Origin of the sequence: Leucobacter sp. MMO-125 (assembly GCF_037148395.1) — a bacterium.
Taxonomy (GTDB): domain Bacteria; phylum Actinomycetota; class Actinomycetes; order Actinomycetales; family Microbacteriaceae; genus Leucobacter.
This window is the reverse complement of the sequence record NZ_JBBCTL010000004.1, coordinates 70136-91899: the sequence shown is the minus strand read 5'-3', so window position 1 is coordinate 91899 and position 21764 is coordinate 70136. Positions and strand designations below refer to the sequence as shown.

Sequence of the window (21764 nt, the reverse complement as noted above, 5' to 3'; positions counted from 1 at the left end):
GCGCCAGGGATCGATCGCGCGTCTGTCGCATCCGCGTCTGCCGTGCGGCCGGCCGCAGGTAGACTTAGAGGGTGAAACAACGCATCTACGACTCGCGCATGCAGCAGGTCGTCGATCTTGAGCCCCGCGAGGCGGGCAGGATCGGCCTCTACGTCTGCGGCCCGACCGTGCAGTCGGCCCCGCACATCGGGCACCTGCGCAGCGCGCTCGTCTACGACCAGATGCGACGTTGGTTCACGGCGACCGGGCACGAGGTCACGCTGATCCGCAATGTCACCGACATTGATGACAAGATCCTCGACAATGCTCGCGCGGCGCAGCAGACAGGCTCACGCGAGCAGTGGTGGGCGCTCGCCTATCGGGTAGAGCGTGACTTCTCTGCAGCCTACGACGCCATCGGCGTGCTGCCGCCCAGCTACGAGCCGCGGGCGACCGCGAACGTCGCCGAGATGGTGGCGCTCATCGAACGGCTCGTCGAGCGCGGCCACGCTTATGCGGCCACCGACGGTTCCGGCAGCGTCTACTTCGATACCGCCAGCTGGCCTGCGTATGGTGCGTTGACGCGCCAGAGCCGTGAGCAGATGGAAGACGCCGCCGATTCTGCGAACGCTGGGGGCAAGCGCAACCCGCAAGACTTCGCGCTGTGGAAGGCGCACCGCGAGCACGAGCCGGTATCGGCCTCGTGGGAGTCCCCGTGGGGGCGTGGCCGGCCGGGCTGGCATATCGAATGCTCGGCGATGGCGACGCGCTACCTCGGCGAGGAATTCGACATTCACGGCGGTGGGCTCGATCTGCGCTTCCCGCACCACGAGAATGAGCTGGCGCAATCCCAGGCGGCAGGGCACCCCTTCGCACGCCACTGGATCCACAACGGCCTTGTGAACACCGGCGGCCAGAAGATGTCGAAGTCGCTGGGCAATTCGCTGTTCGCAGCGGATCTGCTCGCTGCCGCGCGACCCATCGTGCTGCGCTACTTCCTCGGATCCGCCCACTACCGCTCGGTGCTCGAGTTCTCGGAGCACTCGCTCGCAGAAGCGGATGCTGCATTCTCGCGGATCGAGAGCTTCCTGGAGCGCGCAGCTGAACTCGAAGGAGCCGAGCAGATTCCCGCACCCGGTGCGACCGGTGCCGCGCAGCGACTGCCCTCGGCGTTCGTCGAAGCGATGCTCGACGACTTCGCCGTGCCACAGGCGCTCGCGGCTGTGCACGGTGCCGTGCGCGCCGGCAACGCCGCGATCGACTCCGGCGACGCCGCTACCGCGGTGGCCCGCGCCACAGAGCTCGCCGCTATGCTCGACGTGCTCGGCCTCGACCCGCGCGCAGCGTCGTGGGCCGGCGCCGCAGGCGGATCCGCTAGCGAACACGCGAGCGCATCCGCGCTCGATGCACTCGTGCAGCAGCTCGCCAATGAGCGCGCCGAGGCCCGCAAGAACAAAGACTTCGCCGCAAGTGACGCAATTCGCGACCGCTTGCTGGCAGCCGGCATCGCGCTGGAAGACACCCCGAACGGAACTCGCTGGAGCCTGTCATGAGTAATAAGAAGAGCCGTACCGGCGCCGTGCGCAAGAAGGGTCTCGGCAAGGCCGTGGGCTCGGGCGGGCAGGGGCGTCAAGCCCTTGAAGGCCGCGGCCCCACACCTCGCGCCGAAGACCGCGAGTATCACGCCGCATACAAGGCCAAGAAGTCGCGTGAGCGCTACGAAGCTGCCAAGCTGCGGCACGCGGGCGGCTCGGGTCGTTCGCCTGAGCGTGGTCGCGGCGGGTCGAAGAAGGACGAGTCGGAGCTGGTCACCGGCCGCAATGCGGTGCTCGAAGCGCTGCGCACCCGTATCCCCGCTACCACGCTGTACATCGCCGCTCGCATCGAGATGGACGATCGCACGCGTGAGATCCTGCGCCTCGCGACGAACCGCAACCTGCCCGTGCTCGAAGTAATGCGTCCCGAGATGGATCGCATGACCGAGCGCGACACGGTGCACCAGGGTGTTGTGCTCAAGGTGCCTCCGATGGAGTACGCGCACCCCCTCGAAATGCTCGACGAGATCATCGCCCGCAATCAGGTGCCGCTGATCGTCGCACTCGACGGCGTGACCGACCCCCGCAACCTGGGGGCGATCATCCGCTCTACCGCAGCCTTCGGCGGGCAGGGCGTCGTGGTGCCCCAGCGCCGCTCCGCCGGCCTCAACTCGGCCGCTTGGAAGACCTCTGCCGGTGCCGCGGCCCGTATCCCCGTGGCGATGGCATCGAACCTTACCCAGACGCTCAAAGAGTTCAAGAAGCAGGGCGTGTTCGTGCTGGGGCTCGACGGCGGCGGCGATGTTTCGTTGCCCGGGCTCGAACTGGCCGATCGCCCGCTCGTGCTCGTGATCGGCAGCGAAGGCAAGGGCCTGTCGCGTCTCGTCACCGAGCACTGCGACGCCGTCGTGTCGATCCCGATCTCCTCTGCAACCGAGTCGCTCAACGCGGGTATCGCGGCGAGTGTGGCGCTCTACGAGGTGGCGAAGCTTCGCGCTGAGTAGTGGTTTCGCCCGCTTGGTTTGCGGGTGTGTGGGCCTCGATTTCGGGGCCCCCACACCCGCGCCTGGAGCGAGCGTTCGTGCGCGATCGCGTGCGAGCTGCGCCGGGTCGTCTCACAGTACTGTGAGGTCGGTGGCTCGCCACCGACCGGCGCAGTGCTCGAAGCGCAGCGCGACGGCGCATGACCGTGGCTGGGCGTAGAGCACGACGGTTGCCTCGATGATGTGCGGGAGTGGGCGCCCGATATGCGCGCGGCCTGGAGTCGCGACGATGCGGCGTTCGTCGTGGTAGAGCGTGCGTCGCTCGGTGCGGGCCGCCCGGCGTTCCTGCAGCTGCTGCACGACTGCGGGAGTGACCCAGCCGCCGAGCTGTGCAATCGCGCGAGTGCCTTCGAGCGCTTCAAAGGCGTAGAGCGCAAGCCTCTGGATCAGTTGCGGAGGCGGGGCGGGAATGAGCCTATCGGGGGGCGGATCCGCGGCTCGGTCACGGGCAGGAGCCGTGAGTGCGGGCACCGCGCGCAGGTGCCGGGCTGGGCTGCTGCGTTCTGTAGCGGCTGGAGCGGGAGCGGGAGCGGGAGCGGGTGCGGGCTGCGCAGCTCGCTCGGAAGCTGGCGGAGGACTTGCGCGCACCTGAGTGCTGCTGGCTGGCCTGAGAGCGGCGGAAGATGACATAGCGGTCTCCTTTCAACCCGGCGAATGTCGCGCCAGGCGATGATGCGACAGTGCATCGTCGTGACTTCAGCGGCAGATGTCGTGGAGTCAGTGGAAGGTCCATGCTAGAGAATACCCAGTGATGCCAGTCAAGTGCGTTTGGAAACTGGTCAAAAAAGCTGTGTTATATCTGTGCTGAGTTGTAGTTCTGTCAGTTTGCTTGAAATGCGGAGGATCTGGGCCAACGTGTGGACGGTGAGAGGCTGCACCCGCATTTCGGTGGTGGGAAAAATTGGTCTTCCTGAGGTTGTGGTGCCCTAGGCTGAGGGGGTGGCTACTCTGCGTGATCTCGCGACGAAGTACTCGACCCTGAACGAAGAGGAGATCGAGTGGCTCGAGCTGCTCGCCCTTGACTGGCAGCTGCTCGCCGACCTCGCCCTCAGCGATGTCGTGCTGTGGGTGCCCACGGAAAACGGCGACTACCTCGCTGTGGCGCACAGTCGCCCGGCCGGTTCGGTCACGCTGTTCTACCGCGACGTGATCGGTGAGTTTCTGCGCCCGGACTGGCGCGAACTCGTCGACGAGGCGATGGGCACCGGCGAACCCGTCATCTCGACATCACCCGCCTGGTACGAGGAAAACCCGATGCGTCTCTCCGCCTACTCGGTGAGCCGCCGCACCGAGAACGGTGAGCATGGCCCCTTCGCGGTTGCGACAGTGCACACGAGCGTCGCCGACACCCAGAAGGCGTCGCGGATCGGTGCGGCATTCCGCGAGGTCTCGGACGACATGTTCGCGATGATCCAGCACGGTCTCTTCCCGTCGCCGGGCACCTCCGCCGGTCGTGAGCACGGCGCACCGCGCGCCTCGGACGGACTCGTGCGCATTGACCTTGAAGGAACCGCGACATTCGCGAGCCCCAACACGCAGACGATCTTCAACAGGCTCGGTTTCCGTGACGAGCTCGAGGGTGAAAACTTCGCTGAGGTGATTGCTGAAATCGTCAAGGGGCAGTTCGACACCAACGAGTCGCTGCCGCTTATCGCCCAGGGCAAGGTGGCGAAGCGTGGCGAGATCACCGCGCGCGGACGCACCGTGAATCTCAGGTCGATCCCGGTGATCCGTGACGGAGCCCGCGTGGGCGGCATCGTGCTCACCCGCGATGTGACCGAGTTGCGACAGCAGGCTCAAGAACTGATCACCAAAGACGCCACGATCCGCGAGATTCACCACAGGGTGAAGAACAACCTGCAGACTGTCGCCTCGCTGCTGCGAGTACAGGCGCGACGAGCCCGCAGCGAAGAGGCGAAGCAGGTGCTCGGTCAGGCCATGCGCCGCGTCGCCGCGATCGCCGTGGTGCACGACACGCTTTCGACGGGGCTGTCGCAGATCGTCGACTTCAACGTGGTGTTCGACCGCGTGCTGGGGCTCGCCGCCGAGGTCGCCAGCCTGCACAACACCACAGTGCACCTGCGCAAGGAAGGCGAGTTCGGCGAGCTTCCCTCGGAGTACGCCACCCCGCTCGCGCTGGCCCTTACGGAGATCGTGACGAACGCCGTAGAGCACGGCCTCGCCGGTCGCGAGGGCGAGGTGCTCATCAAGGCCAACCGCAGTGACGACAGGCTCTCGGTGGAAGTTATCGACACGGGAACCGGCCTGCCCGGCGGCACCGTCGGCGACGGTCTCGGAACCCAGATCGTGCGCACCCTGGTCGAAGGCGAACTGGGCGGCAGCATCGTCTGGGGCCCCGACGCCGGGGGCGGCACTCGTGTGGCAGTGCAGGTGCCCTTGCACTGGATCTCTGCCCAGACGCGAGAGATTCCCCGCATCCCCACGACAACGCGCGAAAACCCCCGAGTGCTGCCTTAGTCGGAGGGGGCTGGTCCTGCGGCTGGGGCTAGCCTGAGTGCTGGTTCTGCGGCTGGGGCTGGCGACTCGTTCCTCCTGCGAAGATGCGCTGGGCTCATTGACGCCGGCCGTCTCTGCAGCGGCAGCGCTTCTCCGCGGAGTCAGCGCATCTCCGCGGAGTCAGCGCTTCTCTACGCTGCTAGCGCCTCCCGCGCAGCAGAATCGCGCCGCCCACCACGAGCAGCAGCACTCCGAGGCCGATTACCGTGGCTGTGATCCACCACGCGGTGTCGATGCTGTCGCCGCCGAATGCTCGCTGCGCGGCGTAGCCGCAGAACGCGAGGATCAGCGCGCCCCAAACGATCGGAGCTGTGCGGGGCCCCACCTTACTCGGGGCTGAGGACGGATTCGAAGGGGGTGCGGCGTTTGGGGCAGCCGCGTTCGGGGCGGCAGCATTCGCCGTCGGCGGGTGCTGTGCCGGTGATGTGGCGTCTGCAGGCCCAGTGGCTCCCACTGGGCCTGCAGCGCCGGAGGCGTCCACCGGGCCGGTGGGGTCGGAGTCGGGGTGGTTCGTGTTCATCGCGCCATCTCCTGTTCGAGGTCGTTCACGGTGTTGAGCAGATCTTTGCGCTGCTGTTCGAGCTGTCGCCGCTCCGTGGCGCTGAGGCCAGGTTCTTGCAACTGCCACTCGACTCGATCGAGCGATTGCCGGGCTTCCGCGAGCTGCTCACGGTCGGCAGCCTGCTGCTCGGCGAGATCGCGACGGCTCTGATCGGAGAGGCGGTCCCGCTCGGCCGTGCTGCGCTCTGCGAGCCTGTCGGCGGTGGTGCCACTGCCCTCGATGTTCACGGTGCCTGCCAGCAGGTAGACCGTAACGTGCGCGGTCGATTCGTCAGCGAAGGCGTCGCTGTTGGTGGCCGCGGTGTTCCCGGTGTCGTGCGAGAGGAAGAGGCCGGAGAGCCGGGGGGTGTCTCGCCCAGAGGCGTCTTCTTCCACGGTGCCCGCGAGCACCCGCACTCGGACCGCGGTGGGGCGATGCTCAGGCAGCTGAATCGAAGTTGTGCCAGCGAGCATCCAGATCTCAAGATCTTTCGGCTCTTCGGGGAGATCGTCAAGGTCGCGCAGATCGACATTGGTCGTGCCCACAAGAACGACGGTTCCCGCCGGGCTAAGCCCGTCGACGTGCGCCGTGCCGAAGGGGTGGAAGCGGGTGCCCCAGGGGAGCACGACTGTGAGGAGCAGCGCGAACACCCCGCACGCTGCGAGAAAACCGACCCAGCCGGTGTGCCGACCGCGCACTCCCGCCACGATGAGCGAGACGGCGAGCACGGCGAGTGCTGCGATGATTGCCGCGAGCAGGGGCGCCGGAGCGACGCTGCTCACCTGCGGTGGCGTGTCGAGCCCCATCACCCAGAGCGCAGTGCCTCCGGCAGCGAGCAGCGCGAGTGCGAGCGTGAGCACCGCCTGCGCAGCACCCATGCGGTGCGCGTCGTGGTGCTGCGCGTAGCGCGCGCTCCACTCGTCGGCCTGGCGACCGACCTCGTCGCCCCAGCGTGTGGCCTTCTCTCCGACGCGCTCGCCCCAGGCAGCTGCCCCGTCAGCAGCGCGCCGCGCGAAGTCGTCGGTGCGCTCGGTGAATGAGCGGGTGTCTTGCTCTGCTGTGGGGTGGGCGGATCCAGGGGTCCCAAGCGGTTCGGTGCCCGAGCCGTCGGTTGTCGCCGCGAAAGCGGCACCGTTCGGCTGAGCAGGGTACGACCCGGTCGCAGCCTCAGTGGATTCGGTGCCGGAATGCGGGCCGGCACCCGCGCTGGACTGGTTGTGCTGCTGCGCCTGCTGCTGCGTTTGGTGCTGCTGCTGCGCCTGGCTACGGCCCCGGTTCAGCGTGGCCTTCCTCAGCCAGAGCAGACCGAACACGATGATCGCGATCCAGAACAGCCAGGCGGCGGTGCGCGGAATCCAGCCAGGTATGTTGACCGCGCTCCAGATATCCCAGCCCCAGGGGCCGGAGATGCCGAGCAGCGGCACCCCTGCGAACGCGGTTCCGAAGGCTGCCGGGATGACGACAAGTGCGCCGATGACGATCGCCGCAGTCACCACCCCGGCTGACGCTCGCCCCCGGAAGATGTCTTCGAGGTGAATGCGGCCGCTGCTGTCGGGCAGCAGCAGCCAGCCGGCCAGGTAAAGGAGCACGCCGGGACCGCCGAGCAGTGCCAGCACGATGAAGATGCCGCGCACGATGAGGAGGTCGATGCCGGTTCTGGCGGCGAGCCCTCCGGCCACGCCGGCGAGCCAGCGATCGGAGCCGCGCACGATGTCGAGGTCGCGGAGCCAGGCGAAGAAGCCGTGCCCGGCGGGGGCGCCTTCGGGGCGTTCGGAATCTGGTGAATCGTTCATGCTTCGAGTCTGACGCTGACCACCGACACTGTGCCATCGGGGTTCACCCTGAGCGACCCCTGAGGTTTCGACCCCGAGCCCCTTGGTGTCGGTGGCCCGTGCTTGGATGGAACCATGCAACGACCACCTCTGACGCGATCGCGAGACGCCGGCGTTCTCGCCGGCGTCTGCGCCGGCCTCGCCGAACACCTCGGCTGGCCGCTCGCGATGGTGCGCGGGGTCATGCTCGCCTCGTGCGTCTTCGGTGGAGCCGGCGGGCTGCTGTATCTCTGGCTCTGGGGCACGGTGCCGTTGGCTGGCGACGAAGACGGAGTGCTGCCATTGCGCCGTGCCCTCACGAGGCCGGCGGCCGACCAGCCGCGGCAGCCCGCTCCGGCATCAGGCGGGTTCACGAGAACAGCCCCGCATGGCACCGATTCGAGGCCTCCCTCAGTCGGCCCGAGAGCGTCGGCGGCCTCGGCGGGGCCTGCACGCCTGGCAGCGCTCACGGATGCCTCAGGGTCGGCGGGGGATGCCCGAGCGCCCGGCCGAACCGAGCCACCTGGCGCGAGTGAGGCCGGGTTCCGGAGACGATGGCCCATTGCTGAACTGCTGCTCGGGGTGTGTCTGTTGATAGCAGGGGTCGGGCTCGTGCTCGACCGCCTGGGGGCTCATCTCGAACTCGAGCTGATGCTGCCCGCGCTTGCGGTGCTCGTCGGCGTTGGGCTCACCTGGTGGCAGATCGCGGATCGCGATCGCCCTGACCGCAATCAGTTGCCCCGCGTGCTCGGGGCACTCGCGCTTGTTGCTGTCGGGGTGCTCATGATCTTCGTCACGTCACGCGAGCCGAACGCCTGGACCGTGGTTGCCGCGTCACTGGCCGTGCTCGCCGGAGTCGCCCTCGCGATCGCGCCGTGGCTGCTGCGGATCAATCGCGAGCTGATCGCGGAACGTGCTGCTCGTGCTCGCGAGGCAGAACGCTCGGACATCGCAGCGCACCTGCACGACTCCGTTCTGCAGACACTTGCGCTGATCCAGCAGCGGTCCGAACCAGGCAGCGACGTTGCGCGCATTGCTCGCGGCCAAGAACGAGAACTGCGTGAGTGGCTGTTCCGTTCTGCAGACGGTGCCCCGCCGGCACCGCGTGCGGCCGTCGACGCAGATCTTCGGGCGCACGCCACGGCGCTCGAAGAGGTGCACGCCGTGCGCTTCGAAATTGTCTCCGTCGGCGGCAGTGCCACCGCCCCCGAGGCGATTGTGTTGGCCGCGCGGGAGGCAATGCTCAACGCTGCGCGCCACGCCGGCGGAGACGTGACGGTCTATATCGAGGCTGCACCGCACCGCATCTCCATCGACATCACTGATCGGGGGCCTGGCCTCGACGCGGAACAGCTGCCCGAGGGTCGCATGGGCGTGCGCGAATCGATCCTCGGACGCATGGACCGAGCAGGGGGATCCGCGAAGATTGTGCCGGGCCCAGGAGGCGGCACCTCGGTGCGCCTCGCGATGCCTGTCGAGCAGTCGGTGCCAGAGGCGGATGCGCGGCCCGCGGCCGCACCCGACACACACGAGCCACGAGGGAGCACACAATGACCGATCCGCACGAATCTGATGGTGCAGGCGGAGACGGTGCACGAGACGCCACCGCACACGAGCAGACGGTCCCCTCAATCCGGGTGGTGATCGTCGACGATCACCAGATCTTTCGCACCGGACTCCGGGCCGAACTCGGCCCGGAACTCGACGTGGTGGGTGAGGCTGCGAACGTCGATGAGGCCGTCGCCCGCATTGCCGCGCTGACGCCCGCCGTGGTGCTCCTCGACGTGCACCTGCCAGGCGGAAACGGAGGCGGCGGGGCCGAGGTGGTGCAACAACTCGCAGGAGATCCCGCGCTGCGTGCCACGCGCTTCCTCGCCCTCAGCGTCTCCGACGCCGCCGATGACGTGGTGAGCGTCATCCGTGCCGGCGCACGCGGCTATCTCACTAAGGCTGCGTCAGGCTCCGAGGTGACCGCCGCGGCGATGCGCGTGCACGGCGGAGACGCGGTGTTCTCGCCGCGGCTTGCCGGATTCGTGCTCGACGCCTTCGGTGCCGGAGGGGGCGAGACCGCCGCGGCCGACGACGAACTCGACAGACTCTCAGCGCGAGAGCAGGAAGTCATGCGCATGATCGCCCGAGGCTATGCCTACAAAGAAGTGGCAGCAGAGCTCTTCCTCTCGGTGAAAACCGTCGAAACCCATGTGTCGAAGGTGCTCCGCAAACTCCAGCTCTCAAATAGGCACGAACTCACCGCCTGGGCGCTGCAACGACGCCTGCTCTGAGCATCGGCATCGTGGCCTCGGGCGCTCCGCGATTGGAGAAAGCCAGCCGCCCCCGTCAGCTCCATCCAGGCAGCCACAGGTGCAGCTGCCAGAACCAGTCGGCGACGGGCATCCCCGTCCAGACCGGAACGAAGAACACCGCCAGCACCGCCGCCACCACCAGAAACACAGTCACTGCGATCCGCCGCCCGAGCACCGCACTCGGCTCGCCGTCGAGTGCCAGCACGAACCGGGATCCGCCCCCGGAACGCAACGGAAGGCCGCACAGCAGACCGAGCACCATTGCGAGTGCCAGCGCAGAGAACGGCGTCAACACCACCGCGTAAAACTGGAACACCGCCGAACGCGAGAAGGTCAGCGCCCACGGAAGCCACCCGGAGAGGAAACCAGTCAGCACGAAGGCGCCCGCCAGGGGGAGCGGGCTGATCGCAGTCGCAGCCTCAGCCGCGAACCCTCGCTTCGAGCGAAGCAATTGCCGCACGATCAGCCAAGCGAGCACGAGCAGCGCCGCAGCGCCGCCCCACGTCACCAGCGGATTCGGCAGCGGCGAAACACCCGAGACGCATTCGTGCCACGGGCATCCCTCGGTCCAGCGCGCCTCATACATCGCCGTCGGAACCAGCGCGAGCGGCCAGCTCAACGGATGCGACTGAAACGGATGGGGCGCGGTCAAGGTGCTGTGCCAGGCCAGCATTTCGGCGTGGTACTCGACAAGAGCCGTAGGCCAGGGCGTGCCGGGCGTGCGCGCCCAGCCACCAGGGTGCGTGATCCAGCCCACCCAGCTCGCAAGATAGGCGAGGGCAGCGGCGGGCAATGCCGACACCGCCACGACCCCGGCCTGGAGCACCGACCTCCAGAAAGCGCCGCGCTCACAGCGGCGTAGCCGAATGAGCAGATCACGCAGCGACACGAAGACGAGGAAGAACGCCAGCGGGTAGAGCCCCGACCACTTCACAGCCGCAGCAGCGCCGAAGGCAAGCCCGGCGGCGATGAGCCAGGGCCGCCACACGAGGACCGGCCCAGACTTCCCGATCCGCCCCGCGGCCCCACCCGGCCGCTGCCGCGTCCGCAAACGACCCTCGGCCCGGCGCGACGACCACTCGATGTCCAGCCACACGAACAGTGCGCCCATCGCGATGAACAGCGTGAGAAACCCGTCGAGCAGCCCCACCCTGGTGAGTACGACATGCACCCCGTCGATTGCGAGCAGCAGCCCGGCGAGCCACGACATCACCAGGCTGCGCGTGAGCAACCAGCCGAGCAGCATCACGATCCCCACCGTCGCCACTCCCGCAAGAGCGACCGCGCTGCGCCATCCCCACCCGTTGTCGGGGCCGAAGACCAGAATCCCCAAGCCGATCAACCACTTGCCGAGTGGCGGGTGCACCGCGTTCGACGGAGCATCGGTGAACGCGTTCGCACGGCCCCCAGCCATCGAAGGGTCGTCGTCAGGCCACACCGTCGGAAAGCCGTGCGCGAGCTGGCTGATCGCGTCGCGCACATAGTAGAGCTCGTCGAACACGAGCACGCCGGGGCGCCCCAGCGCCCAGAAACGGAGCGCGGCCGCGATCCCGAGCACCAGCACAGGCGCGATCCACCGCAGCCAGTGCAATCCCCTCATGCCCCCAGGATAGGGCCGCCGCGCGTCACCGCCGCCGCATGCCGCCCTGCTCAGGGCGTGGATCGCAGCTCAGGCTGATCGAAACACGCGAAACCACGAGTCTGAACTGCGATCCGCGGCCTGCGTGGAGGTGAGAAATGGGATCGCCCACTCGCGAGGGCTACGATAGTGGGGTGATTACGCGGCTCAGCAACTACTTCCTGAAGACTCTCCGTGAGGATCCCGCCGACGCCGAGGTGGCCAGCCACAAGCTCCTCGTGCGCGCGGGCTACATCCGCCGACAGGCGCCCGGCGTGTTTGGGTGGCTGCCGCTGGGCCTGCGCGTCAAGGGCAAGATCGAGCAGATCATCCGCGAGGAGATGGCCGCGGCCGGTGCACACGAGGTGCACTTCCCGGCGATGCTGCCGCGCGAGCCCTACGAGGCCACCGGGCGATGGGAAGAATACGGCGACGCCCTGTTCAGGCTGCAGGATCGGCACGGCGCCGACTACCTGCTCGCGCCCACACACGAAGAAGCCTTCACGCTGATGGTGAAGGACATCGTCTCGTCGTACAAAGACCTGCCGCTGTCGCTGTATCAGATCCAGGACAAGTACCGTGACGAGGCCCGGCCCCGCGCCGGACTGCTGCGCGGACGCGAGTTCACCATGAAGGATGCCTACTCCTTCGACGTCTCCGATGAGGGGCTGGCCGCGAGCTACCAGAAGCAGCGCGACGCATACGAGCGCATCTTTGCGCGTCTCGGTCTGGAGTACGTGATTGTGTCGGCCGATGCCGGTGCGATGGGCGGATCGCGCAGCGAGGAGTTCCTGCTGCCGACCGCGATCGGCGAGGACACCTTCGTGCGCTCCGCCGGAGGCTACGCCGCGAATGTCGAAGCCTACGAGACTCCCGTGCCCGGCCCCGTGCCGGCCGAGGTGGTTGCCGGCCTGCCGCAGCCGATCGTGTTCGATTCGCCCGACGCCGCCACGATCGACACCCTTGTGTCCCACGCCAACGCGGTGCTGCCGCGCGAAGACGGCCGCGCCTGGGAAGCCTCCGACACACTCAAGTGCCTCGTCTTCGCCGTCACCGACCTTGAGGGCGAACGCTCGCTCGTGGTGATCGGCGTGCCAGGAGACCGCGACGCCGACATGAAGCGCGTCGAGGTGGCGTTCCCCGGTTGCGAGGTCGAGCCCGCCACCGCCGCCGACTTCGAGAAGCACCCGGAGCTGGTGAAGGGATACATCGGTCCTGCTGCGCATGGCAAGGCCGTGCTCGGGCTGGAAGGATCGAGCGGTATCCGCTTCCTGCTTGATCCGCGGGTTATCGACGGAACCCCCTGGGTGACCGGTGCAAACGAGTTTGAGAAGCACGTGGCGCACCTCGTCGCCGGGCGCGATTTCACCGCTGACGGTGTGGCCGATGTCGCCACCGTGCGCGATGGCGACCCCGCTCCCGACGGATCGGGCCCCATCGAAACCGCCCGTGGCATGGAGATCGGCCACGTCTTCCAGCTCGGCCGCAAGTACGCCGAGGCGCTGGGCCTCAAAGTGCTCGACGAGAACGGCAAGCTCGTGACCGTCACCATGGGCTCGTACGGTATCGGAGTCACTCGCATCATGGCGATTCTCGCCGAGCTGCACCACGACGACCGTGGCCTCATCTGGCCGGCCGCAGTGGCGCCGTTCGACGTGCACCTCGTGGCGACCGGCAAGGACACTGCCGTGTACGACATCGCCTCGTCGCTTGCGTCGAGCCTTGAATCAGTGGGTGCTGACGTGCTATTTGACGATCGCCCCAAGGTGTCTCCCGGCGTGAAGTTCGGCGACGCCGAACTGCTGGGTGTGCCCCGCGTCGTGGTCGTAGGCCGCGATGCAGCTGAGGGGTTCGCCGAGGTATGGGATCGCGAGGCCGGCACCAAGGAACGGGTGGCGCTGAGCGAGGTTCCTGCGCTCTTCGCGGCTTCGCAGTAACGTACTTCGGCGCGGAATCGCGCGACATTCGAGGCCCCGGATCGCACGGCGATCCGGGGCCTCGTGCGTTCCGCGGTGCTTCGCTCACAGTTGGGGTCGGTGGGTGATCGTGCTGAGTTATCCACAGATTGTCTCATGGTTCTCTTCTGCAACGCATAGTCTTACTAGAGTTTGGGTTATCGATACGCATCGATAATTCATCCTGGCTGGCGAGGTGTGCTCGTTGGCCCCAGCGATTGGAATCACCATGGCAAACATCAGCGTCTCCTATGCCGAGATCGAGCAGTCGGCCACCCAGTTGGGAGTGGGACGCGACGAGATCACCCAGAAGTTGCAGCAGTTGCAGCAGCAGATCGCGGCGCTCGTGTCGTCGGGTTTCGTCACCGACCAAGCATCCGTGAAGTTCAACGATGCCTACGCCCAGTACACGGTGAGTGCAAACACCGTGATCGAAAAGCTCACCGAGATCCAGAGCTTTCTCACCCAGACCGCGAACGCCATGCGCGACATGGACGCGCAGATCGCGGCGCGGATCAACTAGCGCGAGGTGAGCGGTTCGGGAGAAGGGAGAGGCGTGTGGTGCCCGATGTGAAGGTTTCTAACGCAGGTTTGGACGTAGCAGCGTCCGGGCTGCGACGAGCAAGCGGTGCGGTTGCCACGAGTGATGTGCTGACATTGCCGATGCGCGGTGCCGCCACCTACGAGGGCGTGACCGGTCGTATCGATGCATTTATTCAGGCTGTCGCGAATGGCATGGAAGAGCTTTCAGCCTCGCTGGCGTGCTCCGGCACTGCGGTGGATACCATCGCTGATGCTGCGAAGCAGACCGATGCGCGTCTTGCGCAAAGCGTGAGTTGTGGCAACGCAGTTGCGGCCTCGACATGACCGTTACCTATCCCGTGATCGAGGGCGGTGTGCTGCAAGAGCGGTCGCCCATTGTCGGAACGCCGGACGATGCATCTCAGGCGGCCCACGTGCTGCGCCGCGTAGTGCGTCAGGTGGAAGACATGGTCGGGTACGTTGCGCAGGCCTCAGGTACTCTCGGTGCAATGCGGGGGGTGAGCCTCGCGACGCTGCGTACCCGGCTCGACGGACGGGTGGTGCCCGCCGCTCGCGCATTCACGCATTCGGTGGCTGCAGGTGCGCAGGCCTTCGGAACCTATAGTTCCAAAATCGAGGGAATTCACCGTGCGGCCCGCGCTGTCGTTGCGACGGTGGAATCCGATCTTCACCTGATCATCGCAGCGTCACGTCGACTCGAAGCAGCTTGTGCCGGTCTTGAGGTGAATTCCTCCTGCGTGCCCGACGCTTGGCACGAACCTCCGAGTGTGTGTCCGCCTGCGAGCTCTGTCGGGGCAATGCGTGGCGGATCCGAGCTGGACGATCCTGCGGCTGCAATGCAACGAGCGGCGAGGCGTGCGGCGCGGGCTCAGGCCGAGACAGATTGGGTCGGTGCAGCTCAAGTATGGGTGGGCGCACTGGAACGAATCTCAGCAGCGCAACGCATGTGGCGAGCTTTGGTCGAAGACCGGAGGGCTGCCGAGTGCGCACTTGTGAACGCATTGGATCATACGGATCTCGGCGAGCTGATTCGCTTCTCCGGCGGTGCCGTCCAATCAGGCATGTTCACCGCCGTTCTCGGCGGAGCAGAGCAGTCGCAAGACTTCGCTGAAGATTCGAGTTTGCAAAAGATTCTCTCGGGTGAACTTTCTGAGCCTGAAGTCGCTGCAGCGTGGAAATCAATCCGCGAGTCGCGGAGGTACGGAAAGGGTGACGTTCGGGGCCTTCCTCTTGAAGTGCTCGCAGTGCTGGCTCGGACGAACGGAGTTCCGGCTTGGGTGCAGGACATTGCGGGGCGAGCCGTGCTCGAGCGTGCTCTGACTGACCCTGTTGCAGGATATGAGCTCGTATACGGCATACGCCCTCGTGGACGATTTGCTCTCAAAGAGTTCATACAGCACATCGAAGGGTTGAATGAGGCGCTCATCAATGCTGAAGGGCAAGTCGGAGTCGAGCTCCCTAAAACAACGAAGATCCAGTTGGTGAATCTGGGCGTTCACGATGGTGCCCTGACCGCTGGGATCTCGCTCGGTGACCTCGATCGCGCATCTCATGTAGGGGTGAACTATGCAGGCATGGGTTCAAGCGTCGCAGGAATCGGCAACGGAGTGGACGGCGTTGCGGAGATTTTCAAGGAAGCCCAAAGGGGGTTTCCGGGCGGATCGTATGCGGTAGTGATGGTGATCGGCTATCGAGCTCCCTCGTTGTGGGGTGTGGGGTCGATGACGCGCGCGACCGGGGCCGCGGAGAATATCGCGAGCTTTCTTGATGGCATTCAGGCCAGTCGTGGCACGAGACACGCTCCTCTTGAACAGTTCGCGGTGTTCGCTCACTCATACGGTTCGACCGCGGTTGCGGAAGCGCTGCAGCACAGCTCGCTGGACTTCAAAGTCGACAACGTCGTGACCTACGGATCCGCCGGGTTCGCGGCCGACACTACCTCTGAAGGTCTGAGACACGGGATCAAAGACACGGGGCGTCTGTATGCAACGCAAGCACAGAAGGATTCGCTAGCGCAGGTGCCGATTAAAGCTCAGGAAGGAACGGATTTCTACCTGAGCGATCGGATCGATCCGCGGCAGATCGGAGCCGTTGAGTTCTCGGCTGAGGGGGGGCAATGGCGAGAAACAAACCAACGTTCATGACATGTTCGTGCCGGAGTTCGATGAAAACGGTGCGCCGAGCGACGAGGTCGGGTATCTGTCGCCCGGGACAAGCTCGGTGAGAGAAGCCGCATCGGTTCTTGCGACAGGGAAGTCGAGGAATGTCCTATGAGATCGGGAGTAGCTCGAGTATTCGCGGTGGCCGCGCTACTGCTGTGTGTGGCGGCTGTGTCTGGGTGCGTCCGCGCCGAGAAGGAGAACGGAGAGGTCGGCGTGATGCTGAAGAGCGATGTGCGAGATGTGGCTGGGCTCACCCGGTCTGAAGTGGAGCGGATGCCCCTCGGGGAGCAGTTCGCTCTGCTGGGTGAGCGGTATCACCGGTTGCAGGATCTCTTGGCTGAGGCACAGATGCAGGTGAGTGGGGACAAATGGAAGTACCTCACCCGGGGCATGGCTCCGTCGAACGGGTTGTTTGCTCCGGGAGGCGCACTGCCAGGAGCCGGAGGTGAGGATTCCTACTACCTAGGAGCTGATCGTGCGATGGAGCTTCCGGGAGCGGTGGGGGATCGGGCCGACCTTGATTCGATGCTCGCGTACTTCGACGCTCAGGGCTGGGAATACCAGATCAACGATGTGGCTGAGTTTCACCACGAGGTGTACGCCGATGCGGGGGACGGGTACAGGCTGGAGTATCGCGTGCAGGCGAACGGGTGGTACGTGATGAGCGTGTCTGCCGGTCCCTTCTGGGGGAGTGACAGCGTGCTTACAGCTGAAATCGTCAAGCGCACGCACGATGAAGCTTTCGAAGACGAACTCACGGTCCCCGGGGTGCGGGTGCCTTTCCCTGCCTGGGATGATCCCGTAGTGAACCCGCCGAAGCAGAAGCGATAGTGATCGGTGCTGCGCGAGTCGGAGAGGTGTGAGCCGTGAAACTGAAGGTGTCGGTGGCGCTGCCGCACGGCGGCGAGCGTGATGTCACGCTGTCGTGCGACGTTACGGCGACTGTGGCCGATGTCTCACGGGCGTTGATCCGCGCAGGCTTTGGTGCTGATCCACGGTTCCTGGAGATCGCGAACCGCAGATTGGCGCCGCTCACGCTGCGTACCGGCCGCGATGGCGCTCATGCGCTGCTGCTCGACCCCGCCACACCAGTCGCGGTTTCCGGTCTGCAATCCGGTCACGTGATCCAGCCAGTGCCGGAGTTTGGGTTCTCCGGCCCGGCTCAGCGCGTGATCGAGACCGCGGCATCCGTTGAAGTCTTGAACGGCGAACAGCGAGGCGTGTACTTCAGCCTGATCGCGGGCAGCAATGTCATCGGACGCGACCACAACTGCAGGGTGCAGTTGCTTGATCAAAGCGTGTCGCGCCGCCACGCGGAGGTACGTATCGATCGCGCCGGTGCCATCTCCGTGAGAGATCTCGGCTCGGCCAACGGGGTGCTCGTCGCCGAGGAGCGCCTGCTCGGGTACCCCATCACCGCCCCGACGACGCTGCGACTGGGGGCGGTCGATCTGCGCATCACTCCGGGTGCTCCCTCACCTCATTCCCCAGTGCTGTCTCATCGGGTGACGCACACCCGGTGCCCACGGGTGTCCCCGCATTTTCCGGCGTCGAAGCGTGAGCTGCCGGCACCCCCGACGCCCGCTGATCCCAGTCGGATGCCGATGCTCGCAATGCTCGCCCCCATGCTGATGGGCGGTGCGATGTATGCGATCACGCAGTCGCCGATGAGTCTCATGATGGTTGCGTTCTCGCCGATCATGATGATCGGGTCGTGGCTCGATGGGCGGATCGGCGGGCGTCGCAAGCTCGCCCGAGAAACTGGCCGCTTCGAACGAGAGTTGGCGGGAGAACGGGCCGAGCTCGCTGCGTTGCGGGAACAAGAGATCAGGGTGCGGGCGGCTGAGACGCCCACCACCGAGGAGGTGCGCGTCGCGATCGAGCAGCGGGACGAACTGCTCTGGACCCGGCGCCCTGAGCACCGCGCATTCTTGGAGGTTCGATTCGGCGACGGAGTACTTCCCAGCCGCACAGAGATGGTGATGCCTGAGCGAGGCGAAGCCCCGCGCATGCAATGGGATCGGGTGCGTCTGCTCGCCGACGAGTTCGCGCACGTTGCGCCTGTGCCGGTCATCGAACGGCTCGATCGTTGCGGTTCGCTTGGTGTTGTCGGCGAGCGGTACTGGGCCGAAGGCGTCGCGGCATCGCTGGTGCTGCAACTGGTGGGGCTGCACTCGCCTCATGAACTCGTGTTCGCATGCTTCGCCGGCGCAGAGCATGACGAAACCTGGGGGTGGCTGAAGTGGTTGCCCCACGTCGATCCAGTTGCCAGCCCCATTTCAGGCTGGCAGATCGCCGACTCAGAGACGAGCTCGGTTCGGCTGATCACCGCCATCGAGGGTGTGCTCGAATCTCGTATGGCGGCTCGCGGCACACGCACCGCTGTTCGTTCGCACCTTGCCGCCCACACCCGCAACGACGACGCGCAGGGCGAGGCTGTCTCGGAGCTGCCCACGCTGCCCGCCATCGTTGTGCTGGTGCTCGAAGATGGCCTTGTCGATCCGGCACGCCTCATCGAGCTCGCAGAGACCGGCCCTGACTACGGTGTGCATGTGCTCTGGGTCGCGGGCAATCGTGCCTCGTTGCCGGCAGCCTGCCGCACCTTCGTTGAGCTCGGCCGCGGCGAGGGGCGCGTGCACTTCGTGCGTTCGGCTACGATCGTGCCGCTGTCGCGGCATGAGCACGTTGAATCGCCGCTGGCCTACGATCTCGCGCGTCGGCTCGCACCTGTTGAAGACACTGCAGCGCGGGTGCTCGATGAGACTGACCTCCCGCGGGCCGTGAACCTGCGCGAATTGCACGCTACCGATCTGCTCGGCGGTGCAGCACCGATCGCTCAGGCCTGGGCCGACAGTGGATCTCTGATCTCCGAGTGGCAGCAGGGGCAAGATCGTGAGCCGATCTCGCTCGCAGCGGTTGTGGGGCAGGGTTCGGAGGGGCCTGCGGTGCTCGACCTGCGCACACACGGCCCCCACGCCCTCGTCGGGGGCACCACGGGTGCCGGAAAATCTGAATTCCTGCAGAGCTGGATCATGAGCATGGCCGCGAAGTTGAGCCCCGATAGGCTCACGCTTCTGCTGGTGGACTACAGGGCGGTGCCGCATTCGCTGAGTGCGTGGATCTGCCGCACTCGGTTGGGCTCGTCACCGACCTCAGCCCGCACCTCGTGCGCCGGGCTCTCACCTCCCTGCGCGCCGAGCTGCGTTACCGCGAAGAGTTGCTCGCCGCGCACGGTGCTAAAGATCTCATCTCCATGGAGCGGCGTTCGGCTGCGGAAGCCCCGCCGGTGCTCGTCATCGCGATCGACGAGTTCGCGGCGCTCGCGAGCGACGTGCCCGAGTTCGTCGCCGGGGTCATCGACGTCGCCCAGCGTGGTCGATCCCTCGGCCTCCACCTGGTGATGGCGACGCAGCGGCCGGCCGGCGTCATCACCGACAACCTCCGGGCCAACACGAACCTGCGGGTTGCGTTGCGCATGGCTGATGAAACCGACAGCGCCGACGTGATCGGCGTGAAGGATGCTGCGCTGTTCGACGCGGAGACCCCGGGTCGTGGCGCGATCAAAGTGGGGCCCGGCAGGATCACCCACTTCCAGACCGGGTATCTCGGCGGGCGGCCCTTGGCGGAGCATCGCGCTGCCGACATCGAGCTGCGGTCCCTCGGTTTCGTGGAGGGAGAGCCGTGGAACATCCCATCCGAAGCGCGGTCGCCAACACGAGGCAGCCGCCAGGCTCGTGACATTGAACGACTGCGTGACGGCATCGTCGAAGCTGCGCGTTCACTTTCGCTGGTGCCGCCGCGCCGGCCGTGGCTCGACGAATTGCCGACGTTACTCACGCTCGCGACTCTGGATCAGCGGATCGCTGACGGTTCGAATGCGCCCATCGGCTTGCGCGACGACCCTGCCGCGCAAGCCCAAGACCCGGTGTGTATCGACTTCGAAGAAGCCGGCAATGTGTCCATCATCGGGGCTGGCGGCACCGGAAAGACGAGCGCTCTCATCACTCTCGTCACCTCGCTGAGCGCTGCAGCACGCAGCGAGCCGGTGCAGATCTACGGCATCGACTGCGCAGGAGGCGCGCTGCAGACCATCAGCCCGCTGCCGACAGTCGGCGCCGTTGCGCCTCTCGCCGATGCCGAGCTCATGCATCGAGTGCTCCGCCACCTCAGTGAACTGATCGATGAGCGCGGCCCACGCTATGCCGCGGTGCGCGCGGGCGGGCTTGACGCCTATCGGGCTGCTGAGCCGCAGCGCCGGGAGCACCGAGTGTTCCTCCTCATCGATGGCTTCGCCGCCTTCCGGCAAGCCACAGAATCGATGGGAGGCTCTGATTCGCCGTTTCAGCTGCTTGGCGACATTATGATGCGCGGACGCGCTCTCGGTGTGCATGTGATCCTCACGAGCGATCGGGCTTCGGCGATTCCGGCGTCGATGAGTGCGAGCCTGCAGCGTCAGTTCGTGCTCAGACTCGCCAACTCGCACGACTACGGTTCCCTCGGAGTGCTCGCCGATGCGCTCGAGGACGCCCCGCCAGGGCGGGCGCTTCTCTCGGGAGACGACCGTGAGATCCAGTTCGCGGTTGCCGGGGGTGCTGACCTCATCGCGCAGTCGGCGGCGATCGAAGCGCTCGCCGCCGAAGTGAGCCAGCGGGACGACGAGCCCGCACCGCGCATTGTGAATGCGCCCGAGCGGCAGCCACTCTCTGAGCTGCCGGCGACCATCGACGGTCGGCCGGTGTTCGGGATCGACGTGCGCAGCTTCGAGCCGGTGGTGATGCCGTTCTCCGGTCTCGGCGTGATCGCCGGTCCGAGTGGAGCTGGCCTCTCCCAAGCGGCGCTGTGCTGCGTGGCCGCCGTGGAACGAGCTGCGGCGGAGCGGGGCGAAGTACTCGAAACGGTGCTGCTCAGCTTCGATGAGCGCGGCATCGGAGGGAGCCGCCACTGGGATCGAATTGCAAGCGGCGCAGCCGACATCGAGCGGGTCGCCGCCGAGCTGGTCGTGGCCCTCGGCGGACAAGTCCCGGCACGAGGCCCGCTGCTGGGAGGCGGGGCACTAAATAGTGGGCTTGGCAGTGGGATGGGTGTCGGGCTTGCAGCTACCGGCCTTGTGGGCGCTGGAGCCGTCAGTGCGGCCGGTTCCGACGGCGTCGGTGGCGTGGCGACGGTAGCTGCGGAGGCTCAGGTTCCCGCCTTTCCAGCGGTGTCAGGGGCCCGCGGCGTGATCGTGATCGAGCGGCCCGCGGAGGCTGAGGGGACCCAGGCCCTGCCGCAGCTCGTCGCCCTCGTGAAAGTCGCGCGCCGGGCCGGGGTGCTGGTGCTTTGCGAGTTCGAGACAGGCACCGCGAGTGCCGTGTGGGATCTCTACCAGGCGCTCAAACAGCCGAAGTGGGGGCTGTCGCTGCAGCCTGACCAGCACGAATCCCAGAGCCCGTTCCGTGAAGATCTCGGTAGGGTGCGTCGAGCAGACTTCCCGCCGGGTCGCGGTTTCGTCATCGAGAACGGTCGGGCGCATCCGGTACACGTGGCCTTCGCCGATTCTGCGACGTTGCAAGAAGCTCTACTGGCCTGACGAGGGCCCACCTCGCAACGGGTGCCCGGCTTCCCTTGCGCCCGATCTGGGCGGGCGCCCCAGCCGGTCGCCCAGCCGCCACAGGGCTATCGGGCGTGACCCGGCCGGGGCCCCGATCCGCTGCGGAGACACGTGGGTTAGAATGCTGGTTTGATCCGATGCCGGATCGATAGCTGAATAGACATTTC

Annotated in this window: 15 protein-coding genes and 1 pseudogene; 12 read left to right on the top strand and 4 right to left on the bottom strand. The window is 66.4% G+C overall.

Annotated elements, in window-relative coordinates:
• Nucleotides 1–71: 71 nt before the first annotated feature.
• Complete coding sequence (cysS, locus tag WFI54_RS10600; RefSeq protein WP_336652761.1) at nt 72–1532, top strand: cysteine--tRNA ligase; 1461 nt, start codon at nt 72–74, stop codon at nt 1530–1532.
• Nucleotides 1529–2518 carry a 23S rRNA (guanosine(2251)-2'-O)-methyltransferase RlmB gene (gene rlmB, locus WFI54_RS10595; RefSeq protein ID WP_336652760.1) on the top strand — a complete coding sequence of 330 codons (990 nt, stop codon included), beginning with the start codon at nt 1529–1531 and terminating at the stop codon, nt 2516–2518. The genes cysS and rlmB overlap by 4 nt, the downstream gene beginning before the upstream one ends.
• A 111-nt stretch (nt 2519–2629) precedes the next feature.
• Here rlmB and WFI54_RS10590 read toward each other — a convergent pair whose 3' ends face one another.
• On the bottom strand, nt 2630–3028 hold the full coding sequence (locus WFI54_RS10590; protein ID WP_336652759.1) for an Rv3235 family protein: 399 nt from the start codon (nt 3026–3028) through the stop codon (nt 2630–2632).
• 468 nt (nt 3029–3496) lie between these two features.
• Between WFI54_RS10590 and WFI54_RS10585 the strand changes: the two genes are divergently transcribed.
• Entirely contained in the window at nt 3497–5035 is a 1539-nt protein-coding gene (locus tag WFI54_RS10585; protein WP_336652758.1) for a sensor histidine kinase, read from the top strand.
• A 178-nt stretch (nt 5036–5213) separates the two neighbouring features.
• On the opposite strand, the gene WFI54_RS10580 is transcribed toward WFI54_RS10585, so the two are convergent.
• Nucleotides 5214–5594: a hypothetical protein gene (locus WFI54_RS10580; RefSeq protein WP_336652757.1), complete on the bottom strand. Its 381-nt coding sequence runs from the start codon at nt 5592–5594 to the stop codon at nt 5214–5216.
• The gene (locus WFI54_RS10575) at nt 5591–7408 is read right to left on the bottom strand and encodes a PspC domain-containing protein (protein ID WP_336652756.1); all 1818 of its coding nucleotides are present in this window, start codon (nt 7406–7408) and stop codon (nt 5591–5593) included. The genes WFI54_RS10580 and WFI54_RS10575 overlap by 4 nt, the downstream gene beginning before the upstream one ends.
• A 114-nt stretch (nt 7409–7522) precedes the next feature.
• Between WFI54_RS10575 and WFI54_RS10570 the strand changes: the two genes are divergently transcribed.
• Entirely contained in the window at nt 7523–8980 is a 1458-nt protein-coding gene (locus WFI54_RS10570) for an ATP-binding protein (protein WP_336652755.1), read from the top strand.
• On the top strand, nt 8977–9708 hold the full coding sequence (locus WFI54_RS10565) for a LuxR C-terminal-related transcriptional regulator (RefSeq protein WP_442918656.1): 732 nt from the start codon (nt 8977–8979) through the stop codon (nt 9706–9708). Before WFI54_RS10570 ends, WFI54_RS10565 begins: the two co-directional genes overlap by 4 nt.
• A gap of 55 nt (nt 9709–9763) precedes the next feature.
• Here the strand turns inward: WFI54_RS10565 and WFI54_RS10560 are convergent, their stop codons facing one another.
• Complete coding sequence (locus tag WFI54_RS10560) at nt 9764–11329, bottom strand: phospholipid carrier-dependent glycosyltransferase (RefSeq protein ID WP_336652754.1); 1566 nt, start codon at nt 11327–11329, stop codon at nt 9764–9766.
• A gap of 173 nt (nt 11330–11502) precedes the next feature.
• Here WFI54_RS10560 and WFI54_RS10555 point away from each other — a divergent pair, with 173 nt between their 5' ends.
• The 7 genes and pseudogenes from WFI54_RS10555 to WFI54_RS10525 all read left to right on the top strand — a co-directional run bounded on the left by WFI54_RS10555 (nt 11503) and on the right by WFI54_RS10525 (nt 21576).
• A complete protein-coding gene (locus tag WFI54_RS10555; RefSeq protein WP_336653092.1) occupies nt 11503–13284 on the top strand; it encodes a proline--tRNA ligase in 1782 nt (593 codons plus the stop codon).
• A gap of 247 nt (nt 13285–13531) precedes the next feature.
• Nucleotides 13532–13825: a WXG100 family type VII secretion target gene (locus tag WFI54_RS10550; protein WP_336652753.1), complete on the top strand. Its 294-nt coding sequence runs from the start codon at nt 13532–13534 to the stop codon at nt 13823–13825.
• Nucleotides 13826–13860: 35 nt separating this feature from the next.
• Nucleotides 13861–14169: a hypothetical protein gene (locus tag WFI54_RS10545; RefSeq protein WP_336652752.1), complete on the top strand. Its 309-nt coding sequence runs from the start codon at nt 13861–13863 to the stop codon at nt 14167–14169.
• Complete coding sequence (locus WFI54_RS10540; RefSeq protein WP_336652751.1) at nt 14166–15989, top strand: alpha/beta hydrolase; 1824 nt, start codon at nt 14166–14168, stop codon at nt 15987–15989. The genes WFI54_RS10545 and WFI54_RS10540 overlap by 4 nt, the downstream gene beginning before the upstream one ends.
• A 126-nt stretch (nt 15990–16115) precedes the next feature.
• Complete coding sequence (locus WFI54_RS10535; RefSeq protein WP_336652750.1) at nt 16116–16838, top strand: hypothetical protein; 723 nt, start codon at nt 16116–16118, stop codon at nt 16836–16838.
• A 35-nt stretch (nt 16839–16873) separates the two neighbouring features.
• Nucleotides 16874–19045: pseudogene (locus WFI54_RS10530) on the top strand (FHA domain-containing protein); the annotation flags it as partial.
• Between the two features lie 77 nt (nt 19046–19122).
• Complete coding sequence (locus tag WFI54_RS10525) at nt 19123–21576, top strand: FtsK/SpoIIIE domain-containing protein (protein WP_336652749.1); 2454 nt, start codon at nt 19123–19125, stop codon at nt 21574–21576.
• Nucleotides 21577–21764: the final 188 nt, after the last annotated feature.

Excerpts from the sequence above, each read along its gene's own strand:
- rlmB (WP_336652760.1), top strand. The coding sequence starts at position 1,529 with ATGAGTAATAAGAAGAGCCGTACCGGCGCCGTGCGCAAGAAGGGTCTC.
- WFI54_RS10580 (WP_336652757.1), bottom strand. The coding sequence starts at position 5,594 with ATGAACACGAACCACCCCGACTCCGACCCCACCGGCCCGGTGGACGCC.
- WFI54_RS10575 (WP_336652756.1), bottom strand. The coding sequence starts at position 7,408 with ATGAACGATTCACCAGATTCCGAACGCCCCGAAGGCGCCCCCGCCGGG.
- WFI54_RS10570 (WP_336652755.1), top strand. The coding sequence starts at position 7,523 with ATGCAACGACCACCTCTGACGCGATCGCGAGACGCCGGCGTTCTCGCC.
- WFI54_RS10565 (WP_442918656.1), top strand. The coding sequence starts at position 8,977 with ATGACCGATCCGCACGAATCTGATGGTGCAGGCGGAGACGGTGCACGA.
- WFI54_RS10560 (WP_336652754.1), bottom strand. The coding sequence starts at position 11,329 with ATGAGGGGATTGCACTGGCTGCGGTGGATCGCGCCTGTGCTGGTGCTC.
- WFI54_RS10550 (WP_336652753.1), top strand. The coding sequence starts at position 13,532 with ATGGCAAACATCAGCGTCTCCTATGCCGAGATCGAGCAGTCGGCCACC.
- WFI54_RS10540 (WP_336652751.1), top strand. The coding sequence starts at position 14,166 with ATGACCGTTACCTATCCCGTGATCGAGGGCGGTGTGCTGCAAGAGCGG.
- WFI54_RS10535 (WP_336652750.1), top strand. The coding sequence starts at position 16,116 with ATGAGATCGGGAGTAGCTCGAGTATTCGCGGTGGCCGCGCTACTGCTG.